Source organism: Oculatella sp. LEGE 06141 (genome assembly GCF_015207605.1).
Taxonomy (GTDB): domain Bacteria; phylum Cyanobacteriota; class Cyanobacteriia; order Elainellales; family Elainellaceae; genus Oculatella.
In genome coordinates this window covers 87,225-106,560 of the sequence record NZ_JADEWO010000003.1, presented here as the reverse complement: position 1 = coordinate 106,560, position 19,336 = coordinate 87,225, and the positions used below count along the sequence as shown (strand labels likewise).

16 protein-coding genes are annotated in these 19,336 nt (G+C 52.2%); 11 read left to right on the top strand and 5 right to left on the bottom strand.

Translation table 11 applies throughout. The features are described 5' to 3' along the window. Positions 1–53 precede the first annotated feature (53 nt). The 4 genes from IQ268_RS03455 to IQ268_RS03440 all read left to right on the top strand — a co-directional run bounded on the left by IQ268_RS03455 (position 54) and on the right by IQ268_RS03440 (position 4,641). Positions 54–632: an SRPBCC family protein gene (locus IQ268_RS03455; RefSeq protein ID WP_193875594.1), complete on the top strand. Its 579-nt coding sequence runs from the start codon at positions 54–56 to the stop codon at positions 630–632. 630 nt (positions 633–1,262) lie between these two features. Beyond that, positions 1,263–1,697: a DUF29 domain-containing protein gene (locus IQ268_RS03450; RefSeq protein ID WP_193875851.1), complete on the top strand. Its 435-nt coding sequence runs from the start codon at positions 1,263–1,265 to the stop codon at positions 1,695–1,697. A gap of 65 nt (positions 1,698–1,762) precedes the next feature. Then, entirely contained in the window at positions 1,763–2,449 is a 687-nt protein-coding gene (locus IQ268_RS03445; protein ID WP_193875592.1) for an SOS response-associated peptidase, read from the top strand. Beyond that, positions 2,446–4,641: an N-6 DNA methylase gene (locus tag IQ268_RS03440; RefSeq protein ID WP_193875590.1), complete on the top strand. Its 2,196-nt coding sequence runs from the start codon at positions 2,446–2,448 to the stop codon at positions 4,639–4,641. The genes IQ268_RS03445 and IQ268_RS03440 overlap by 4 nt, the downstream gene beginning before the upstream one ends. Here IQ268_RS03440 and IQ268_RS03435 read toward each other — a convergent pair. Together IQ268_RS03435 and IQ268_RS03430 are read right to left on the bottom strand one after the other, a co-directional pair. Beyond that, a complete protein-coding gene (locus IQ268_RS03435; RefSeq protein ID WP_193875588.1) occupies positions 4,638–5,150 on the bottom strand; it encodes a single-stranded DNA-binding protein in 513 nt (170 codons plus the stop codon). The genes IQ268_RS03440 and IQ268_RS03435 overlap by 4 nt on opposite strands. A 157-nt stretch (positions 5,151–5,307) precedes the next feature. Continuing rightward, positions 5,308–7,881 carry a mannose-1-phosphate guanyltransferase gene (locus IQ268_RS03430; protein WP_193875586.1) on the bottom strand — a complete coding sequence of 858 codons (2,574 nt, stop codon included), beginning with the start codon at positions 7,879–7,881 and terminating at the stop codon, positions 5,308–5,310. A gap of 498 nt (positions 7,882–8,379) precedes the next feature. Between IQ268_RS03430 and IQ268_RS03425 the strand changes: the two genes are divergently transcribed. From IQ268_RS03425 to IQ268_RS03415, 3 genes are all read left to right on the top strand, one after another. Then, positions 8,380–8,559: a hypothetical protein gene (locus IQ268_RS03425; RefSeq protein ID WP_193875584.1), complete on the top strand. Its 180-nt coding sequence runs from the start codon at positions 8,380–8,382 to the stop codon at positions 8,557–8,559. A 154-nt stretch (positions 8,560–8,713) separates the two neighbouring features. Beyond that, positions 8,714–9,448: a class I SAM-dependent methyltransferase gene (locus IQ268_RS03420; RefSeq protein WP_193875582.1), complete on the top strand. Its 735-nt coding sequence runs from the start codon at positions 8,714–8,716 to the stop codon at positions 9,446–9,448. Next, positions 9,441–10,256: a cobalt-precorrin-6A reductase gene (locus IQ268_RS03415; protein ID WP_228035054.1), complete on the top strand. Its 816-nt coding sequence runs from the start codon at positions 9,441–9,443 to the stop codon at positions 10,254–10,256. The genes IQ268_RS03420 and IQ268_RS03415 overlap by 8 nt, the downstream gene beginning before the upstream one ends. A 1-nt stretch (position 10,257) precedes the next feature. Here the strand turns inward: IQ268_RS03415 and IQ268_RS03410 are convergent, their stop codons facing one another. Together IQ268_RS03410 and pheT are read right to left on the bottom strand one after the other, a co-directional pair. After that, positions 10,258–10,527: a YciI family protein gene (locus IQ268_RS03410; protein WP_193875580.1), complete on the bottom strand. Its 270-nt coding sequence runs from the start codon at positions 10,525–10,527 to the stop codon at positions 10,258–10,260. Between the two features lie 91 nt (positions 10,528–10,618). Beyond that, on the bottom strand, positions 10,619–13,102 hold the full coding sequence (pheT, locus tag IQ268_RS03405; RefSeq protein WP_193875578.1) for a phenylalanine--tRNA ligase subunit beta: 2,484 nt from the start codon (positions 13,100–13,102) through the stop codon (positions 10,619–10,621). Between the two features lie 455 nt (positions 13,103–13,557). On the opposite strand from pheT, the gene IQ268_RS03400 reads away from it, so the two are divergent. The 4 genes from IQ268_RS03400 (at position 13,558) to IQ268_RS03385 (ending at position 17,296) form a co-directional block, all read left to right on the top strand. Beyond that, positions 13,558–13,698 carry a hypothetical protein gene (locus tag IQ268_RS03400; protein WP_193875576.1) on the top strand — a complete coding sequence of 47 codons (141 nt, stop codon included), beginning with the start codon at positions 13,558–13,560 and terminating at the stop codon, positions 13,696–13,698. 72 nt (positions 13,699–13,770) lie between these two features. Beyond that, the gene (locus IQ268_RS03395; protein WP_193875574.1) at positions 13,771–15,417 is read left to right on the top strand and encodes a serine/threonine-protein kinase; all 1,647 of its coding nucleotides are present in this window, start codon (positions 13,771–13,773) and stop codon (positions 15,415–15,417) included. A gap of 59 nt (positions 15,418–15,476) precedes the next feature. Next, entirely contained in the window at positions 15,477–15,782 is a 306-nt protein-coding gene (locus IQ268_RS03390; protein ID WP_193875572.1) for a DUF3493 domain-containing protein, read from the top strand. Between the two features lie 251 nt (positions 15,783–16,033). Next, entirely contained in the window at positions 16,034–17,296 is a 1,263-nt protein-coding gene (locus tag IQ268_RS03385; RefSeq protein WP_193875570.1) for an aspartate aminotransferase family protein, read from the top strand. Positions 17,297–17,361: 65 nt separating this feature from the next. Here IQ268_RS03385 and IQ268_RS03380 read toward each other — a convergent pair whose 3' ends face one another. Beyond that, complete coding sequence (locus IQ268_RS03380) at positions 17,362–19,233, bottom strand: mechanosensitive ion channel family protein (RefSeq protein ID WP_193875568.1); 1,872 nt, start codon at positions 19,231–19,233, stop codon at positions 17,362–17,364. Positions 19,234–19,336: the final 103 nt, after the last annotated feature.

Sequence of the window (19,336 nt, the reverse complement as noted above, 5' to 3'; positions counted from 1 at the left end):
GTTAATGGTGTTTAACACAAGTGCTTCTATTACTGCTGTTCCAGGTACGGTTTATGACTGCTTCTCTGATTTCAACTCAGGTTCTTGCTGATCTAACTCCACCCTTATCGCCAGCAGAACAAGACCGCTTGCAGCAGGGGCAGGCTATCGTTACAGGAAGCAATGGCAGCTATGTCGGCGTAGTTTTAGTGTCGGCAGGCGTTGAGACGGCCTGGGATGTGCTGACGGATTACGAGAGCTTCGCCAATTTCTTGCCCAACGTTTCATCGAGTCGCGTGTTGGAGACAGAGGGCGATCGCAAAGTTGTTGAACGAGTAGATGTTCGCAACGTTCTATTAATGAATCTGGAGTCTCGTATCTGTACCGAAAGCATCGAAAATCAGCCGGAACAGATCGATTTTCGGTTAGTCGAAGGCGATCACATCAAGAAATTAGAGGGGTTCTGGCAGATTCAGCCCGTTGAGCAGTCCAAACCAAACGCACCGCAAGTTTTAGTGAGTCAGACGGTTGCAGCCGATGCCGATGCTGGATTTTTGCAAGGCGCGTTTCATGGCCTGTTTGAGAACAGCCTGGAAGATAGTCTCAATGCACTGCGTCAGGAAATCGAGCGGCGATCGCAATCTATCCACTAGAAAACAGCGTGCGATCGAGTAAGAACGGCGAACAGGCAGGATATCTCTCGTTGCTGAAGTAGCTGAATTAGACATTCAATTGCTCTGGACACAAGGCCGAGGAAAGATCACCACAAGCGGCAGTGATTTTAACAATCGACTCAAAACGTCGCTGGATGCACCTACAGCCATTTTCATTGCATTCACTACCCCCTACACCCATCTTGGCGAGACTGTGGCTGACTCGATTGAGAACTGCTGTAAGCATTCCATCCGATACAGCACGAACTGAGGGAACAACTCCTGGAATAGATGAACGTCCTTTCTTCTGCTTGCTCCAGGTCAAAGCAGCTCGTCTGCTAGAGCCAGTTTGTAGTCCTTCAGACGTTGGATTGTTCATCCGTGCTATTACGAAACAACTGAGAGTTACTATGGATACGATTGGGCTTGCCTAAGCCACTCTTCCGCCGCAAAACGTTCAGTTACAGCGGATTTGCAGGCGGCTCCAGGACATACAAGAACAATTATTAGCCGCCGCTCAGCGCACCGTTAGATCTCCTGGTTCGAGTGAGCGTGAGTTCGATCGTTATCCCTGAGATGCCAGGAAGCTTCGTCAACACGTACTCAATGCTGTTAGGTACGGGGTTAAACATGAGCGAGAAGTATTTAACAGATTTTAGTTCCTGGGTTAGTCAAACAGCCCAACTGTTACGGGAGCGCCGTTGGCATGAACTTGATGTGCCGAATTTGATTGAAGAGGTCGAAGATTTGGGCAAAAGTGAACGGCGGGGGATTGTCAGTCAATTGACCCGTCTTTTATTGCATTTGCTTAAGTGGCAGTATCAGCCTCAACGCCGTTCAGATAGCTGGCTTGATTCCATTACTGATGCGCGTACCCAAATTGAATTAGCTCTTGAAGACAGCCCCAGCCTAAGGAGTTATCCCGTAGAGAAACTTGAAGAGAGCTATCAACGGGCACGTCGTCAAGCGGCCAAGCAAATCAGTATGGAAATTTCGGTACTTCCAAATGCCTGTCCATATGACATCGAACGGGTATTGGCAGACGATTGGCTGCCGGAGAGCTAACAGATGATGCGATCGATTGGTCGCATCATCGTTAAGATCAAGATCTCCAGTCTGTCTTGATTGCCATGTGTGGACGATTTACGTTAAGTCAATCTGCTGACGCGATCGCTGAAGCGTTTCAGCTAGAGGAGGTGCCAGATATGCCTCCGCGTTACAATATTGCACCCACTCAGCCAGTTCCAGCCATTCTGTTTGATGCAACCCGCTCTATGCGCCAGTTTAAACCGCTCTATTGGGGGTTAATTCCGTCTTGGGCTAAAGATACCAAAATGGGTGCCCGTTTAATCAATGCCCGTGCCGAAACAGTGGGTGAGAAACCTTCATTTCGCAATGCGTTTCGACAACGGCGTTGCTTAATTGTGGTCGATGGTTTCTATGAGTGGCAGACGCTTAAGCGCGGCAAGCAACCTTTTTATTATCGATTAGAGAACGGACAGCCCTTTGCGTTTGCTGGGTTGTGGGAACATTGGGAAAGTTCTGAAGGCGATACGATCGACTCCTGCACCATCTTGACCACGGAAGCAAACGAGTTGATGCGTGCTGTACACGATCGCATGCCCGTTATTCTAGAGCCGCAGACTTACGATCGCTGGCTCGATCCATCTGTGCGAACATCCGAACCGTTGCAGCCGCTACTCCGTCCGTTTGATGCCACAGCCATGACCAGCTATGCCGTCAGCCCGGTGATGAACAGTCCCAGACACGACCACCCAGATTGCATTCAGCCCCTTGAGACAACCGTGCCGGAATGAAGGCAGATCTGCCCAGGCAGATCGAGCGCTGGCAACGCACGATCGCCAACGACCTTGCAGCAAACTATCCCCACCTATCCACCGACCAACAGCATCACAGCGCTCAGCAGGTTATTCACAGCATTCTTGGCCTTCACCTCTGCGAACAGCGTGGAGTGTTGCCAGGAGGAGAAATGCGATCGCTGCACCACGCAACGGATGCCTGTGACCAGTTACAGCAGTTGTGGCAAACCGTTAGCCAGCGGTTGGGACTGGTTTCCACAGTGGCACATCTGCAAGCAGTGGCGATCGACAGTAAAACCGTAAGGGCAATAACCCGTCAAATCAGCGATCGCTGGTTTGCCCAGGGCGACCTGGTGCCCGCCGACCTGTTGGGGCAGGTCTACGAGCAGACTCTCTCTACCAGGAACCCCAAGCAAGGCAGCACCCGAAAAACCGGAGGCGCGTATTACACCCCGGCGGCGATCGTGCATCACATGGTGCGCCTCACCGTAGGTCGCTTTTTTTCATCCCAACCAACCCAGCCGCTACGAGTGTTAGACCCTGCCTGCGGAGGCGGTGCATTTTTGCTGGCAACCTATCAATATCTGTTGGATGGATACTTACAGCACTACATCACAACCGATCCAGAAGATCATGCCAGGGCTGGACGGCTGACCAACCATCGAGACCAATGGCGGCTGACGATCGCAGAACGTGAACGAATCCTGCTTCATTGCATCTATGGGATAGACATTGACCCCCAAGCCATCCAAATCACCCGGATGGCTCTACTGCTCAAGCTGTTTGAGGAGGTGTCTCAATCGGCTTATGCTTGCCCCAACTTAAGCCAAAACATTCAGTGTGGCAACGCGCTCATTAGTTCCGATTGCCGCACCCACCAGATCGATCCTGCCGCCGTTACTGCCTTTGATTGGGACATTGCATTTCCCGCCATTATCCAGACGGGTGGATTTGAAGTGGTAATTGGCAACCCGCCCTACATTGATTCGGAGCGAATGAGCCGCTACCTGCCCGACTGGCGTACCTATTGCGCCGCTCGTTACCGCACCGCCGTGGGCAATTGGGATGCGTTTTGCGTATTTATCGAGAAAGCGTTGACCCTGTGCCGCACAAACGGGTTCCACAGTTTTGTTGTGCCTAACAAACTGGCCGCCGCCGACTATGCCGCGATCGCGCGATCGCTGCTAATCCAGGAACATCGCCTCCTGTCTATTCATGATTACTCGCGCACCTGTACCTTTTCGGTTGCCGTTTATCCGCTGGTTTACGTTGTCCACCGGGCAAAACCGCAGCCCACATCTCACGTACTCTACGAGGTCATGCAGGCACAAGCAGACAGCTTTTGTGTGGCCGAGCAACGGCACCTGCAATTCGGTTCTCACGTCAACGGTGCAACCCCGTGGTTAATGACGGCTGGTTCTAACCAGTCCAAGTTGTTCCTAAAACTGCGTCAGGCGTTTCCTCCCCTGGCCGACCTGGCCGAGATTACTGGAGCGGCTACGGTCGCAGAAGCCTATGAGTTAAAAGCCTTAATTCAAGATAAATCGGTGATTGCACCCGGAGATTTACGGCTAGCGAATAGCGGTACGATCGATCGCTATTGCTTCCACTGGGGCACCAAACCATTGCGATATTTAGGCATGACTTACATTCGGCCTGTTGTCCCAGTCGAACAAACACAGTGCTTGCCCCGAAAACGCTACCATCAGGCGCGACAGCCCAAGATTGTGGTGGCAGGCATGACCAAAACACTGGAGTGCGCCCTGGATAGACAAGGCGATATATTAGCCGCCAAATCAACGTCAGTCATTTGCTTTAAACCGAACGTCTCCCTGGATCTTCGCTACCTGGTGGGCATACTCAACAGCCAATTGGTTAACCTGTTTTTTACCAGCAGCTTTGGTGGAAATAGCCTCAACGGGGGGTACTTGAGCGTTGGCCCTCCCCAACTGCGGCAAATTCCGATGCCTCAAATAGACCTGGACAATCCAGATGAACGACGGATGTATGAAACGGTGATTGTGTGGGTCGATCGCCTCCTCTTACTCCACTTCCAGTTGCAGCACCAGAGCAATGCTGGCTATATCACATCGCAAATTCAAGCCGCAAACCAGGCGATCGATCGTCTGGTTTGCCAGCTTTATCGCTTAACGGCACCCGACACAGAGATGGTGTTGACCGCATCCTAGAACGGAATGTCATCGTAATCCGGCACATCGTTATCGGCAGCAGGATAGGCTGGCGTTTTTGGCTCGGCTGTAGTGCTGCGCGACGGAGCCGCAGAACGGCCTGGAGCTGCCGCCCTGGGCATAGCAGGTGTAGCTGCCGGGGTGGTACTCGATGAGGGATTGGTGGCAACGGGTGCCGTACTTGAAACAATTCCCACATCTGCACCTGCGCCGAGTAAATGAATTCTCTGTGCTGTGAGTTCTGCTCGTTTCTCTTTGAAGCCTTCGGGGCGATCAAACGTGATCATTCCCAATCGGCCTTCAACGATGACGCGATCGCCCTGGTGATATTTCTCTTGAATTTCCTGAGCCAGGTTACCCCAACCCACCACCTTCACCGTCGATGGAGGGTCTTCGTCTCGCAACCCTGAAAACTGAACCATCATTTCGGCAATTGCAATTTGCGTATCAGGGGTATAGCGGAGTTGTGGATCTTGGATAACCTCCGCCATGAGGATGCAGTTATTCACAAATGTGCTCCTGATGAAATCAAGTCAAGCTAAGCGAAGCCTGATAGTACTGTTGTATCAAAAAAAAGAGAGGACGTATCAGTTTAGTACTCTAGCGCGTTTAGGCCGGAATAAAACCAGGTTAGCGAGAGGCACCACAGCAGGCAAGTTGAGCCACCTACGAAGTAATCCCAACTTTCTCCATTCTGCTGTCTTCCATACCCTGCTCGCGTTCTACAAATTCCTGCACATAGACCCGATATTCTCGTAATGTTTCGTCTACCCAACCGCGATCGCTGCTGTCGGCGACCAGATGCACCAGGGGTTCACCCGCATCGGGCAACACCAGAACCCAACTATCGTGCTGGCGGTTCAGGATTTTGACACCATCGGTCAGGTCAAGGCTTTCTGCCGGATGCGACTCCACTAGGTGCCGCATCAACGAGCCTTTAGCCGTCCACGGGCAGCGAATACTCATGGTGCGGTGGCAAGCATAGGGCAAATCGGCTCGAATCTGGCCGAGAGTGCGCGGCGTGTGCCCAAACGAATCATGCTCCTGCAAATTCAGCATTTCAATCAGCTTGGCAATGCAGAACATGGCATCAAAACCGGGATGCAACTGGGGAAAAATAAAGCCCATTTCGCCGCTACCGCCCAACACGACGTTTGGATTAGTATGGCAAGCCTCCATTAGTGCGGTTGGGTTGGCCTTAGTGCGAAGCACCTTACCATCATGGCGGCGGGCAATCTGTTCCACTAAACTCGATGCGTTGACGGGCACCACCACCGTTCCGCGAGGATGATCGGTCAAGATCATTTGCACCATCAAGGCGGTCAGCAGTTCACCTCGAATGGGGCTGCCAGATTCATCCACTAAAATGAGCTGCTCACCGTTGGCCGAAACCTGTACGCCTAAATTGGCTTTCAACGCCTCTACCACGTGCCCAAGCTGGCTCAGCAGCACGTCGCGATCGGAGGGAGACGGCACCGTCTGGCTCAGGCTGGCGTTTAACACAACCGCATCGCAACCAAACTTACCCAGCAAGATCGGCAACACGGCTCCCGACACCGCATAAACGTAGTCGATCACGACCTTTGATTTGCTGTGGCGAATGGCTTCAACATTGAGGTGGCGCTCGAAACTGGTGCTATAAATGTCCGTTGCGTTGTTGATATAGACAACGTTGCCAATTTCCTGAACCTGCGCCCGCCGGAAATCTTCCTTGAAGTATGCGCCTTCAATCTTCTTCTCTCGCCCTTTAGATAGGTTGATGCCTTTGTGGTCAAAAAACTCGATCAGAATGTGATCCGATCGCTCTGGATGAACACGCACATGAATTCCCCCGGCCACCGACACCGTTGGCACCACCGCACGAGCGACCGGAATCGCTGTCGCCTCCAGGTTTTGCACGTTCACGCCAACAGACATCAACCCCGCAATTAAAGACCGAGACACCATCCGCGAGATGCTGCGCTGATCCCGTGACACAGTGACGTAGGAACCCGGTTTAAGAGTTGAACCAAAAGCAGCACCGAGCCGCACGGCAAACTCTGGGGTGATGTCAATGTTAGCCAACCCGGAAACCCCCCGTTGCCCAAACAAGTTGCGGTAAGCGGCGTGTCCCCAGATCAGATTCATGTTGAGGATGGCACCCGGTTCAATCTTTTTGCTCGGCCAAACGCGCACGTTGGGGCTAATTTGCGCTTCCTCGCCCACGCTGGAGAGGGAGCCAACGATCGCCCCTTCCAGCACATGAGCACGGCGATCGACACGGCTGCCTCTGGCTGCAACACAAGCACGTAGATGAGCTTCTTCGCCAATAATCACACCGTTCCACACAATTGGGCGCTTAAGGTCGGCATCGGCACTGATGGTCACGTTGTCGCCAATCACCGTTCCGGCTTCAATTTGCACCCGTGGGCCAATGCGGCAATTATTGCCAATCAGGGCAGGGGCATCAACGGTGGCAGTGGCATCAATGTAGGTGTTTTGCCCAATCCAAATACCGGGCGATCGCTCCGCATAATCGGTTTCCAGCATCACCTTTTGTTGCAAGGCAGCATAGTGCGCCTCGCGGTAGGCATCTAAATGGCCAACATCACACCAGTAGCCCTTGGCAACGTAGCCATACATCGGCTCTCCTTTTTCCAGCAGGAGCGGAAACAGATCCTTGGAAAAGTCAGATTCTTGCTCAGGCGGCAAGTAGTCCAACACCTCTGGTTCCAAAATATAAGTACCTGTGTTGACCGTATCGGAGAAGATCTCGCTGCTGGACGGTTTCTCTAAAAATCGCTTGATTCGCTGGTTTTCATCGGTAATAACAACACCAAACTCGACTGGATTGGGCACATGAGCCAGAACCAGCGTCGCTTTTGAGTGATGACTTTTGTGGAATTCGATCGCGGCAGTTAAATCAAAATCAGTAATGCTGTCGCCGCTAATGACCAGAAACGTTTCGTCTAATAGTTCTGCAACGTTCTTAACGCAGCCAGCGGTGCCCAACGGCTGATCTTCTTCAACGGCGTAGGTAATCTGTACCCCAAAATCGTTCCCATCCTGAAAATAGTCGCGCATTGCGTCGGGCAGATAATGCAACGTCGCAATAATTTCAGTAATGTGGTGCCGCCGAAGCAAATTGATAATGTGCTGGGCGATCGGGCGATTCAAAATGGGCACCATCGGTTTAGGCAGATCGCAGGTTAACGGTCTTAGTCTCGTTCCTGACCCGCCAGCCATCAGCACTGCTCGCATAAATCCTCCTTGTGATCAAGCTTCTCTTTGCTCCTAGCGGCGATCGGGTTCCGCTTGTGGGCTAGAGTTCAATTTTTATTAAGGTGCGTCTTGGACGTTCTTGAAAAACTTAGCGCCGATTCTGACAACACCAGGGTTCATTGTTTAAGATGACAGCGTTTAGACCTGCATTGACTAGCACGGCTGAAGTTCTGACACGCTGACAGGTTCATACTCTTTTTGCTAATGATTTTTGCTAATAGCTACTGATTGACTACGGCGAGCCAATGCCTATAACCAGGATCGTAACGATATATTCGCCAGATGGGAACAGAGTATTAAGCCTGCTTGAACCTGTGGCAGGAAGCGGATTGGCTACTCTAAACTTGAGGGAGATGGTTGATTAGTAAACTTGCAGATTTGTGCTTGCCTAACTCAATCTTACTTTTTTCTAAGTTTCTTGATATCGCACCCGATTGAGTGCGCTGTTTTCTAGTCATCAGTCGAGGAGGAAAGGGAATGTCTTTGCTCGGATTCGCGGCATTGGTTGTCTATGTGGGCGGTATTTGGAAGTTTTGGACAGGCTTTCACCGCACCAATTTTAGTTCGGGAAAACTATACCTGGCGCTAATGTGGCCTGTTTTATTAGCTTCTAACAAATCCTATCGGCAGAACTTCAATCGGGCACTCAAAGGTTAACCCCGGCAATGACCCACGAATAGTGACTGTTGGGTAAGCCACCACCCGTTGCTGTAACTCGGCGGCACCCAACTTTCACTGTTCACAGCTTCCAGTATCGTTTCCCAATCGTTTCCTATCAATCGATCCATTGCTCCAAACGTGCCCAAGCAGAATGCCCCCCAAAAGTCCCGATTTTTCTGATCAGCAATTATTTAAGTCGTTGGGCGATCGCACCGCAGATTGGCAGGGTTATATCGCTACTGTCGCCCATCGCTTCAATCAAGACTACCAAGGTGAACCGTTTGAGCTTCCAGCCGAAGTGGAAGCCATGCCTATTTTTCGAGAACGAACCTCTGGCATTTTAGCCGCCAAAATCGCTTCACCCTTTTGGGAACTGGCTAAACCGCGCAAGCAACAAAAATGCCTGGATATTGGCTGTGGGGTCAGCTTCTTAATTTATCCCTGGCGCGACTGGGAAGCGCTGTTTTACGGGCAGGAAATCAGCACGGTGGCACGCGACACCCTGAATGCCCGTGGCCCTCAGCTTAATTCAAAACTGTTCAAGGGCGTGCAGCTTGGTGCAGCCCATGAACTGCACTACGAAGCGAACCAGTTTGATCTGGCGATCGCCACCGGGTTTAGCTGCTATTACCCATTGGAGTATTGGTCTGACGTACTGGCCGAAGTGAAGCGTGTGTTGAAGCCAGACGGTGTATTTGTCTTCGACGTTATCGATACAGAATCCCCAATTGCAGAAAATTGGGCGATTTTAGAAATGTATTTGGGATCTGAGGTCTTTCTGGAACCGTTAGCAGACTGGCAAAAGACGATTCAAATGGCAGGAGCCAAGATAGTCAAAAAGCAGCCAGGAGAGCTGTTTCAACTGTATACCGTGCGCTTTGCCTGACCCCCTCATGGCGGCACGCCCATCGCTTTGGCTCATTGGTGGAACGCAGGAAAGCGCTCAGCTTGCAAGGGCGATCGTGCAGGCTCACCTTCCCTGTGTAGTTACCGTTACCACAGAACAGGCGCGATCGCTTTATCCATCGGTTCCAGGCTTGCGGATTTGGGTGGGCACCCTGACCGCAGAACAGATGGCTTCATTCCTGAAATTGCAGCGGGTTAGCGCTATTTTAGATGCATCCCATCCCTTTGCAGCAGCGGTGTCAGAATTGGCGATCGCAGCCGCCACGACCCACCACCTTCCCTATCTTCGCTACGAACGGCAAAGCTGGAACGAGCAGGAACCCGCCGATTCAGAGGTACAGCACTTTGAAACCGTTGATGCGTTGCTTGCCAGCCATGTGCTTCAAGGTGAACGGGTACTGTTGACGATGGGCTACCGCCGCTTACAACAGTTTCAGCCCTGGCAGCAGGCCGCGACTTTGTTTGCCCGAATTTTGCCATCCGCCACGGCACTAGAAGCGGCACTGGCCGCAGGCTTTACGCCCGATCGCCTGATTGCCATCCGTCCACCCATCGTGGCTGAACTAGAAACGGCGCTGTGGCAACAGTGGCACATTTCAACCGTGGTTACCAAGGCATCGGGTGTTGCCGGTGGAGAAGCGGTGAAACGGCAGGTGGCGGCTGCACTGGGAGTCAAGCTAGTGATTGTGGATCGTCCGGCGATCGCCTACCCACACCAAACCAGCAACTTACAGACAGCATTAACATTTTGCAAGCAGGTACTCGCACTCGATGCCAGGAGCCAGTGAGTTAGAAAGCTTGAATCCATTCTTTGATGCTGTACTCCGTCCAAATTCCATATTGCCAATAGGGGTCATCTTCGACGAACCGACGCACAGCCGTTTCATCCTCAGCTTCATACACGCCAAACACTTGAGTCAGGTCTTGAGTAGGACCAAGGGTGATCAACGTCCCGGCCTGTTTCAGTGCAGCCAATCGATCTAAGTGTGCCTGACGGTGTGGTGCCCGCTTTTCCAGCACGTCCTCGCAATAGCTTCCCCACATCACATATTTCGGCATAGATTCAGTCGCAGCGATTGAACAAGAGTGGACGGTGAGATAGAACAGGAGGGTATCTCTCCAGGCAAATACCCTCCTTGTCGGCTGAGGGTTAACTTCTGGGAACCACACTGAACTTTTCGATCAGCGCATCCCGAACGTTTTGATGAATCGGTTCAACGTCCTCATCGGTCAAGGTGCGATCGCCCGCCCGATACACTAACCGAAACGCCAAACTGCGTTTGCCTTCGGGAACGTTTTCGCCTCGGTATTCGTCGAACAGCTCCACCGACTCCAGCAAGGAGCCACCGGCCTTTTTAATCAGCCGCTCCAGTTCTGCAACCGATACCTGCATAGGCGCAAAGAAAGCAATGTCGCGATCGGAGGGGGGATAGGTTGAGTAAGGCTTGAAAGTCGGTGCCAACAACGTGTCCTGATCGAGCTGATCCAGAATCACATCCAGGTTCATCTCGAAGATATATACTTCGTCTGGCAATCCTCGCTGCTGCCGTAGCGACGGGTGCAGTTGACCAAACGTACCCAGCCGACTACCTCGCACCCACAACGATGCGGTGCGTCCAGGATGCAACTGTGAATTGCGGCGATCGGGCTGATACTCAACCTCTAACCCCAGGCGCACAAACACGCTTTCCAGCATCCCCTTGGCCTCAAACCAGGACATCGGCTGTTCACGGCCACTGCGAACCCATCGACCCTGGCCAGGATCGCCACCCATAATGCCAGCAACAATATCAGTCTCGTTTAGCCCATCTTCTTCCCGCCAAAAAACGCGCCCAATTTCAAAGGCATTTAGCGAACCGTTGCCCTGTTCTAAGTTGTACTGAAACGCATCGATCAAGCCAGTCAGTAGCTCAGTCCGCAGGGCAGAGTATTCAACAAAGAGCGGATTGGCCAGCGTAATTTGGTTTTCCGCTTCCGCCTTCACCAGCGAATAATGCATCACCTCTGTTAAACCCACTGCCCGTAAGGCTGCCCGCAAATTGCGCGTTAGCGATTCTTCAACCGTGAGATAACCCGGTTCTGTTTTACTGGGCAGCGTGTCACAGAAATTGTTGTAGCCGTAGAGCCGCGCAATCTCTTCAATTAAGTCAATCTCGCGCTCTAGATCTCGATAGCGATACGGCGGCACTGTTACCGTCCAAACATGCTCTTGGGCAGCAGGGGTGAGGCTGCACCCCAATGCCGCAAGAATCCGCTCGATATCCTCTGCTTGCAGTTCTCCAATCGTTTCGTCATCTGTGTCTTTGGTCGAAGAGACCGGAGAAAGATCGTCAGTACTTAGATCAATTGGGCCTAACACCTGGTTAACTCGCTCTAGCCGTAGCTCAATAGTGCGAGTCGCTGCGGCTTGGCCTGCGGTTGCATCGGCGATCGCCTGTACACCAACCACCCCACCAGCCAATTCAGAAAAGAGTTGCAGCGCCCGCCGACAGGCCACACTCAGTTCAACCTGATTGACCCCACGCTCATACCGAGCCGATGCCTCGGTTCGTAATCCTTGGGATCGAGCAGAACGCCGAATTGCCGCCGAGTCAAACAACGCCGCTTCCAGCATTAAGTTCCTGGTATCGCCATACACCTCCGTTGTTTCTCCCCCCATTACTCCAGCAAGGGCAACTGGCTGGTCGTTGGCGGTAATCAGCAACGTTTGCTCAGTCAGCGTCCGGGTTTGACTATCTAACGTTGTCAGCGTTTCTCCAGCATGGGCAAACCGTACACCAATGGTTAACGTCTTGCTGCCCGTCTCAGATTTGAGGCGATCGAAGTCAAACGCATGGAGCGGCTGCCCCCACTCCAACATCACATAGTTTGTGATGTCCACAATGTTATTGATCGAGCGGGTACCTGCTGCCTGTAGCCGCCGCTGCAACCACTCCGGGGAGGGGCCAATCTTAAGATTCTCAATTAGAGTGCCAATATAAATAGGACACGCTTGAGGTTCTGCCACCTTAACCGACAACACCACCGACTCCGGCTGAACCGAACTCTCGGCAATCTCTGGCAGGCGTAAGGTTGCGCCTGTAATGGCAGAAATTTCCCTAGCCACCCCAACCATGCTCAAAGCATCAGCGCGGTTGGCTGTTGAGGTCAGATCCAGCACAACATCATCTAAGCCCAACAGCGGACGGGCATCGCTGCCCACCTGAAGCGTAGCGTGCGGAAAAATGTGAATTCCGTCAGAGTCTTTCTCTAACCCAACTTCAGCCAGAGAGCAAATCATGCCTTCCGACGGCACATCTCGCAGCTTGCGGGGGCGGATTTTAAGATCAATCTTGGGCAAATAGGTGCCAATCGTTGCCACCGGTACGTAGATGTTGGCTTTGACGTTGGCCGCCCCACACACAATCGTGGAGGGAGTATCTGCCCCGATATCAACCTGACAAACGCTCAGCTTATCAGCGTTGGGGTGGGGGTCTCGGCTTATCACCTTGCCAACGACAACCCCATCAGCCCAGGTGCGGCGGTCTTCAATCTCCTCTACTTCAAACCCGGCCATCGTTAGCGCGTCAGCTAACTCTTCTGGGGTCATTGCAATGTCTACTAATTCCCGTAGCCAATTTAAAGAGATACGCACCGCTCGTTTTCCCCTCGGTTGCTCTTAATCGTTCTGGTTTGCCTCATCAATTCTATCGCTCAATGTTCATTGCTTCAGGTTTGAGTCGATAGCAGCAGGGCGATCGCCTACTCTCCAAACCATCGGCACCCCACCAGTATTTACAAATCTCTACGGATTGCTTGATTGCATTGTTTCAGCGGCGATCGCCCTTAAAATTTGTCAGAAATCTATACCTTTAGATGTCCTGAGCAAAGAAACTCCGGACGAAAGGTGAATTGAGCGTCAGGGAATTTAGTTATTTCCTGCCTCCAAATAGCTCCCAAAACCATTCGTGGGCTTGCATCACCTACTGAACTGGGTGAACAGGGGGTCTGACCCATCGCCCACCTCCGCCTGAAATGGGATAGAAGTTTGAACAATCAAGAATGCGAGCGTTGATCGATCGCGTTCAGATTCATCCACATTGCTCAGTCATGGTGTTATCTAATGCAGTGCCGCCCCGTGAATTTATCGGCATTCATCCCGCCTTAAACGAATACGACGTTATCTTTAGCAACTCTTTAAGAGATTTCCCGCAAGAATGGCGCTTCAACTCGCCTTTGTTGGAAGGATAATTACAATAGGGTGTCGAAAAGCTAACGCTGTGACCAACGACACCAGGCGATCGACAAAGCGAGTGATACCGCATGAGCTACTGCTTGAATCCAGCTTGTCCCAATCCAGAGAACTTAGTCCACACTGAGCTATGCCAGGCTTGCGGTGGCAGCTTACTATTGCGCGATCGCTACCGTGTCTTCCAATCTTTAGGGCATGGCGGTTTTGGAGCGACATTCCTCGCTAAAGACGAGGCGCTTCCCGGTAGCCCCTATTGTGTAATTAAGCAGCTTCGTCCAGCCGCTCCATCGCCGCACGTGTTGCAAATGGCACGGGAGCTATTTAAGCGAGAAGCTAAGACGCTGGGTAAAATTGGCAACCATCCTCAGGTGCCTCGCCTCTTGGATTACTTTGAGGCCAACCAGGAGTTTTACCTGGTTCAAGAATATATCAGTGGTTCTACCCTGCAACAAGAAGTTAAGCGGTCTGGGCCGTTTAGTGAAACAGGAGTCAAGCAATTTTTGAGCGAACTCCTGCCGATGTTGCAATATATCCACAGCCAGCAGGTGATTCATCGAGACATCAAACCGGCCAACTTAATTCGCCGCACTCAAGACAAAAAGCTGGTTTTAATCGACTTTGGCGCAGTCAAAGACCAAGTCAACCCAGAACGAGCCGGGGCTACCGAGCAAACCGCACTCACAGCGTATGCCATCGGTACTCCAGGTTATGCCCCTCCAGAGCAGATGGCAATGCGTCCGGTGTATGCCAGCGACCTCTATGCATTGGGGGTTACTTGTATCTACTTGTTGACCGGCAAATCCCCCAAGGATTTAGATTACGACCCCTCTACCGGAGAAATGATCTGGCAAGACTATGTCCAGGTCAGCGATCATTTTGCGGCTGTGCTGCGTAAAATGCTGGAGGTATCCGTTCGCCATCGCTACCAGAATGCGGGCGAGGTGCTTCGAGCCTTAGATCTGGAACCGTATCTGGATAGTTTGGCTCAAAGTATGGTGACGCAAGCCAGCCGCTCCCATGCAAGCGACTTCCATTCTGCTGGCACGATCGATGATTCGCTGCCCAGCTCTTCTCACTCATCCCCTTCAGCCCGCATGGCAGCGGCCATTCGAGCAAGGCAGTCAAAGTCATCGTCTGAGGCAACGAGTTTACAGCCAGGTTCGCCCCGTCGCCGTGCGATCGCCCACGGGCTGCCCTCCTCTACCTCCCGATCTACAGCCTTGCAGCCAACAACGCTGCGATCGAGTTCCTCCGGCGGCGACTCGACGGGCTCCACCACATTAATGCCAAAACTTGGGGCGGGCGATGTGCTGCTGGCCTACGGCAAAGGGCAGCGAGATTTCACCTCCCATGACCTCAGCTTGCTAAATCTGCAACGGGCGGGCTTAGCGGGCGCTAATTTCCATCAATCTAAGCTGCAAAAGGCCAATTTTCAGGGCGCTAACCTGTTTAACGCCGATTTCGGTCGCGCTAGCTTAAACCAGGCCGTTCTCAAGAATGCCAACCTGGCACGGGCATATCTGAGCCATGCCGATCTGCAAGGGGCAGATTTGCGAGGGGCAGATTTGAGCTATGCCTACCTCAGTCACGCCAACTTGCGGGGGGCTAACTTATGCGGCTCTGACCTGACTGGGGCAAAAATATCGGATGAGCAGCTCGCCACCGCCCGAACGAACTGGGCCACGGTTCATCCCAGCGGCAAACGAGGATTGTGGTAAAGACTGTATGGCTGCCCTAAGCTACAAGAAGGTAGCCGCAACAGGTATCAACGCATTCCATGAAAGATTCAACGCCCAACCAGTCGCCCAAACCAACCAGGGCAAGTCAGTTAAGCCCCGACGATTATGCTCGGCTTAAGGCAGAACTGAAAGCACCATATCGAGGGTTACGACAGTTCATCTATGCGGCCTTTGGTGCCTCTGGGTTAATTGGAGCCTTTATCTTCTTGATGCAACTGCTGGCTGGACGGGACGTAAATGCGGCCTTCCCTAACTTTGCCTTACAGATTGGAGTCGTAGCACTGATGGTGTGGCTATTTCGATTTGAGCAGCGATCGAACCAAAAATCGAAACAGAAGCCGTAACCCAATGGCTGTAGCGTGCCGTTGAGATACAGCCAATTTGGCTAAATCATGACATTGTCCAGCAAACCGTAGCCATTTCAGCCCACTTTTACGGTATTCGAGGCACAAAACGGTTGCAGGAGCCGTAGCCGTATCGAAAAAACTGCCCTAAGATTTAGCTTTAAAGGAAACGGTTTGTTTGAACCCAAATTAGAACAGGTTTAGATACGTTGCTCCTTTTGCAGTGCCCTTTTTGACATGAGGAATAGCCAGTGAGTCCAGACACACTCGTTCAAGTCCCCTCTGTAGCAACCCCTTCCTCTCCGTTCACACCAGCCGACTTTGATGCATACGTCATGGCGACCTATGCTCGATTCCCGTTGGTGTTAGAGCGAGGGGCGGGATGTCGAGTTTGGGATACGGAAGGACGCGAGTACCTGGACTTTGTAGCTGGGATTGCTACTTGCACCTTGGGGCACGCCCATCCCGTGATGGTGGAGGCAGTCACTCGGCAAATTCAAACGCTGCATCATGTCTCAAATTTGTACTACATCCAGGAGCAAGGCCAACTGGCGCAGTGGCTGGTACAGCATTCGTGTGCCGATCGCGCTTTCTTTTGTAACTCGGGGGCTGAGGCCAATGAGAGTGCAATCAAGCTGGCTCGCAAATATGCCCATACCGTTTTGGGAATTCAACATCCGGTGATTCTCACGGCTCATGCCAGCTTCCACGGACGAACGCTGGCAACTATTACCGCAACGGGGCAGCCGAAGTATCAAAAGAATTTTGACCCGTTGATGCCAGGTTTTGCATACGTTCCGTACAACGATATTGCCGCATTGGAAGCCACGATCGCCCAGCTCGATAGCGATGAGCGGCAGGTAGCCGCCATTATGCTGGAGGCGTTGCAAGGGGAAGGGGGCGTTTGTCCTGGTGATCAGGCTTATTTCCAGCGAATTCGACAAATCTGCGATGAAAAAGGCATTTTGCTGATTCTGGATGAAGTTCAGGTTGGGATGGGGCGTTCAGGCCGCTACTGGGGATATGAACAGTTGGGAATTGAACCCGACATTTTCACCTCTGCGAAGGGACTGGGGGGTGGCATCCCGATTGGCGCGTTGCTGTGTAAGTCGTTTTGCGATGTGTTTCAACCGGGTGACCATGCCAGCACGTTTGGTGGTAATCCATTTGCAGCAGGGGTCGCACTGAGCGTATGCCAACTGCTGGAACAGGAGAACCTGTTGGCTAATGTGCAGGCACGGGGTGAGCAGCTAAGGGCAGGGTTAAAAGCGATCGCCCAATCGCATTCCGACCAAGTTGTTGCCGTTCGGGGCTGGGGACTGATCAATGGTATGGTGCTTAACCCTGATGTGGCCTTAACCTCAGGTGATGTGGTTAAAGCAGCGATGGCTGAGGGATTATTGCTAGTTCCGGCTGGGCCAAAAGTGGTGCGGTTCGTGCCGCCGCTGATTGTATCAGAGAGCGAGGTTGACCAGGCATTACAGGCGCTTGAACGGGCGTTTGCTGCGGTGTAGCTGGTGCCGTAGAGACTTGGCCAATCGTCAAGTCTCTACGCTGCTGGTTAGATAGCCAGACGCCGCTACGGCTTAAACGAGTCTGGTTGCTGCTCTGCCCGTTTCAAGTCCTTCGGTTCTGAATAGCCGTTACTGGCGATCGCATTTTTCAGTTCGCCCTTGAGATCCAGCGAGCTTGTAAACATGAGCGACTGTTGGGGAATTCCAATTGGAATACCTGCTTCATCAAAGGCAATCTTGAGACGGCGACGATATTCACGGGCTACATCCCACTGTTTTAAGGGTCGAGTTTTGATCCACAGCCGCACCGTTGCGCCCGTATGATCGAGCTTCTCAACTCCCAATAGAGACGGTGATTCGAGAATGAGTTCCTTCCAGAGGCGATCGCGGCTCATCTCTTTGGCAACGCGGTTGATCAACTCCAGCGCGTCATCAATGTTGGCACTATGGCCAACGTTGATCATCAAATCCACCCGCGACCATTCCTTTGATAGGTTCTGGACGATCGTAATCGCACTGTTGGGAATGGTAATTAAACGCCCTTCTTCGTTTCGCAGTTGGGTAATCCGCAGGTTCAGGTTTTCGACCAACCCTGCAACCTCATCTACAACGATCACATCACCCACGCCGTACTGGTCTTCTAGCAAGATAAAGAAGCCGTTAATGATGTCTTTGACTAAGCTTTGAGAGGCAAATGAAATAGCCACACCCACGATTCCAGCACCGGCCAGCAGTGGGCCAACTTCAATGCCAATTACCGCAAGTGCAGTGATAAAGCCAATTCCCACCAGGATTACAGCACTGCTTGCTTTTACCACTCTTGAGAAGGTGGAAAATCGCAACACGAGCCGTTGAGGAGCGTCTGTCGAAAAGCTGGTGCTGTTCTGTAACACCCAAAAAAAGCGATCGACCAGAACAGCGCTGAACCGAACCGTTAAGTAAGTGCCTAAAACCACACCCAGAATGCGGATAGGGTAACGAATGAGCGTAATGATAATGGGCTGTAGAAGACGCGTGTAGGGAAAAAGCCCCAGGGCAAAGAAAAGACCGCCACTCCAGATAATCAGTTGGCTTACTTGGGCTAAACGCCGTTGAATATCATTGACGCTAAGCCGCTGACGAATAGCCATCTGCTGTTGCAGTAGTGCCGTCATGACAGCATCTGCCGATTCGGTAGTGCTAGATAGGCGAACGGTATCCGCTCGAAACTGGCTGTCGAGGTTACGGCGTTCCGTTTGTAGCCGCCGTTGAAACGCCGTAATAATGAGGCTGCCAACGCCCAGGGTTAAAATAACGCCACCCGCAACCAGTCCTTGTCGCCGCAGAAACGCGGGTTGCCGCTCGGCTTGTGCTCTGATTAGCGCTTCCTCAATCAGGGTGCTGAATACCTGTGCTAAACTGCTTGCCGCATCCGTACCATTCACGGTTGCATCCAGATAAGTGATGGTGAGAATTTCTAACGGTTCTTCAATGCTGTCATAGGTAGCGTAGATGACGGGCTGTGTAATGGTTTGGGCATCAGCGGTTTCGGAACTAACTTCTTCGACCGTAACTTCTAAGGTGTCTGGATCAAAGTCACTATCGAGAATCCGTTGCAGTCGGCTTTCAACGGTAGCGACCCGTTGCTCAACTGAAACTGAGGTGGGAGCATTGACGCGAGCCGCGATCGTGAAGAGATAGCGCCCATCGAGCCTCACATCACCTCGTTCCACTCCTGTCGTATCTGAGTCTAAAAAATTGCTGAGTTCAGGTGGGCGGATATCGAATCGGCCTAATTCGGACGGCAGAAAGTCTCGGATCGGACCGATCTGTCCTAATGCGCTGAAATGGGTGAAGGGTACAACGAAGAAAAAGGTTGCCCCCAAAACCACTTGAATTGCAGTATGGCTCCGGCGTTTGCCTCTAACCTGGTGTTTGCTCCGTTTATAGATAGTCATCTGAATCGGATTGCGGTACAGCAAGGTTGGTAATGTTAGCGAACGAGTGCATCAAAGGCTACACAGCTTGAAGGGTAGCCTGGATACTCTGGATGCTAATGCA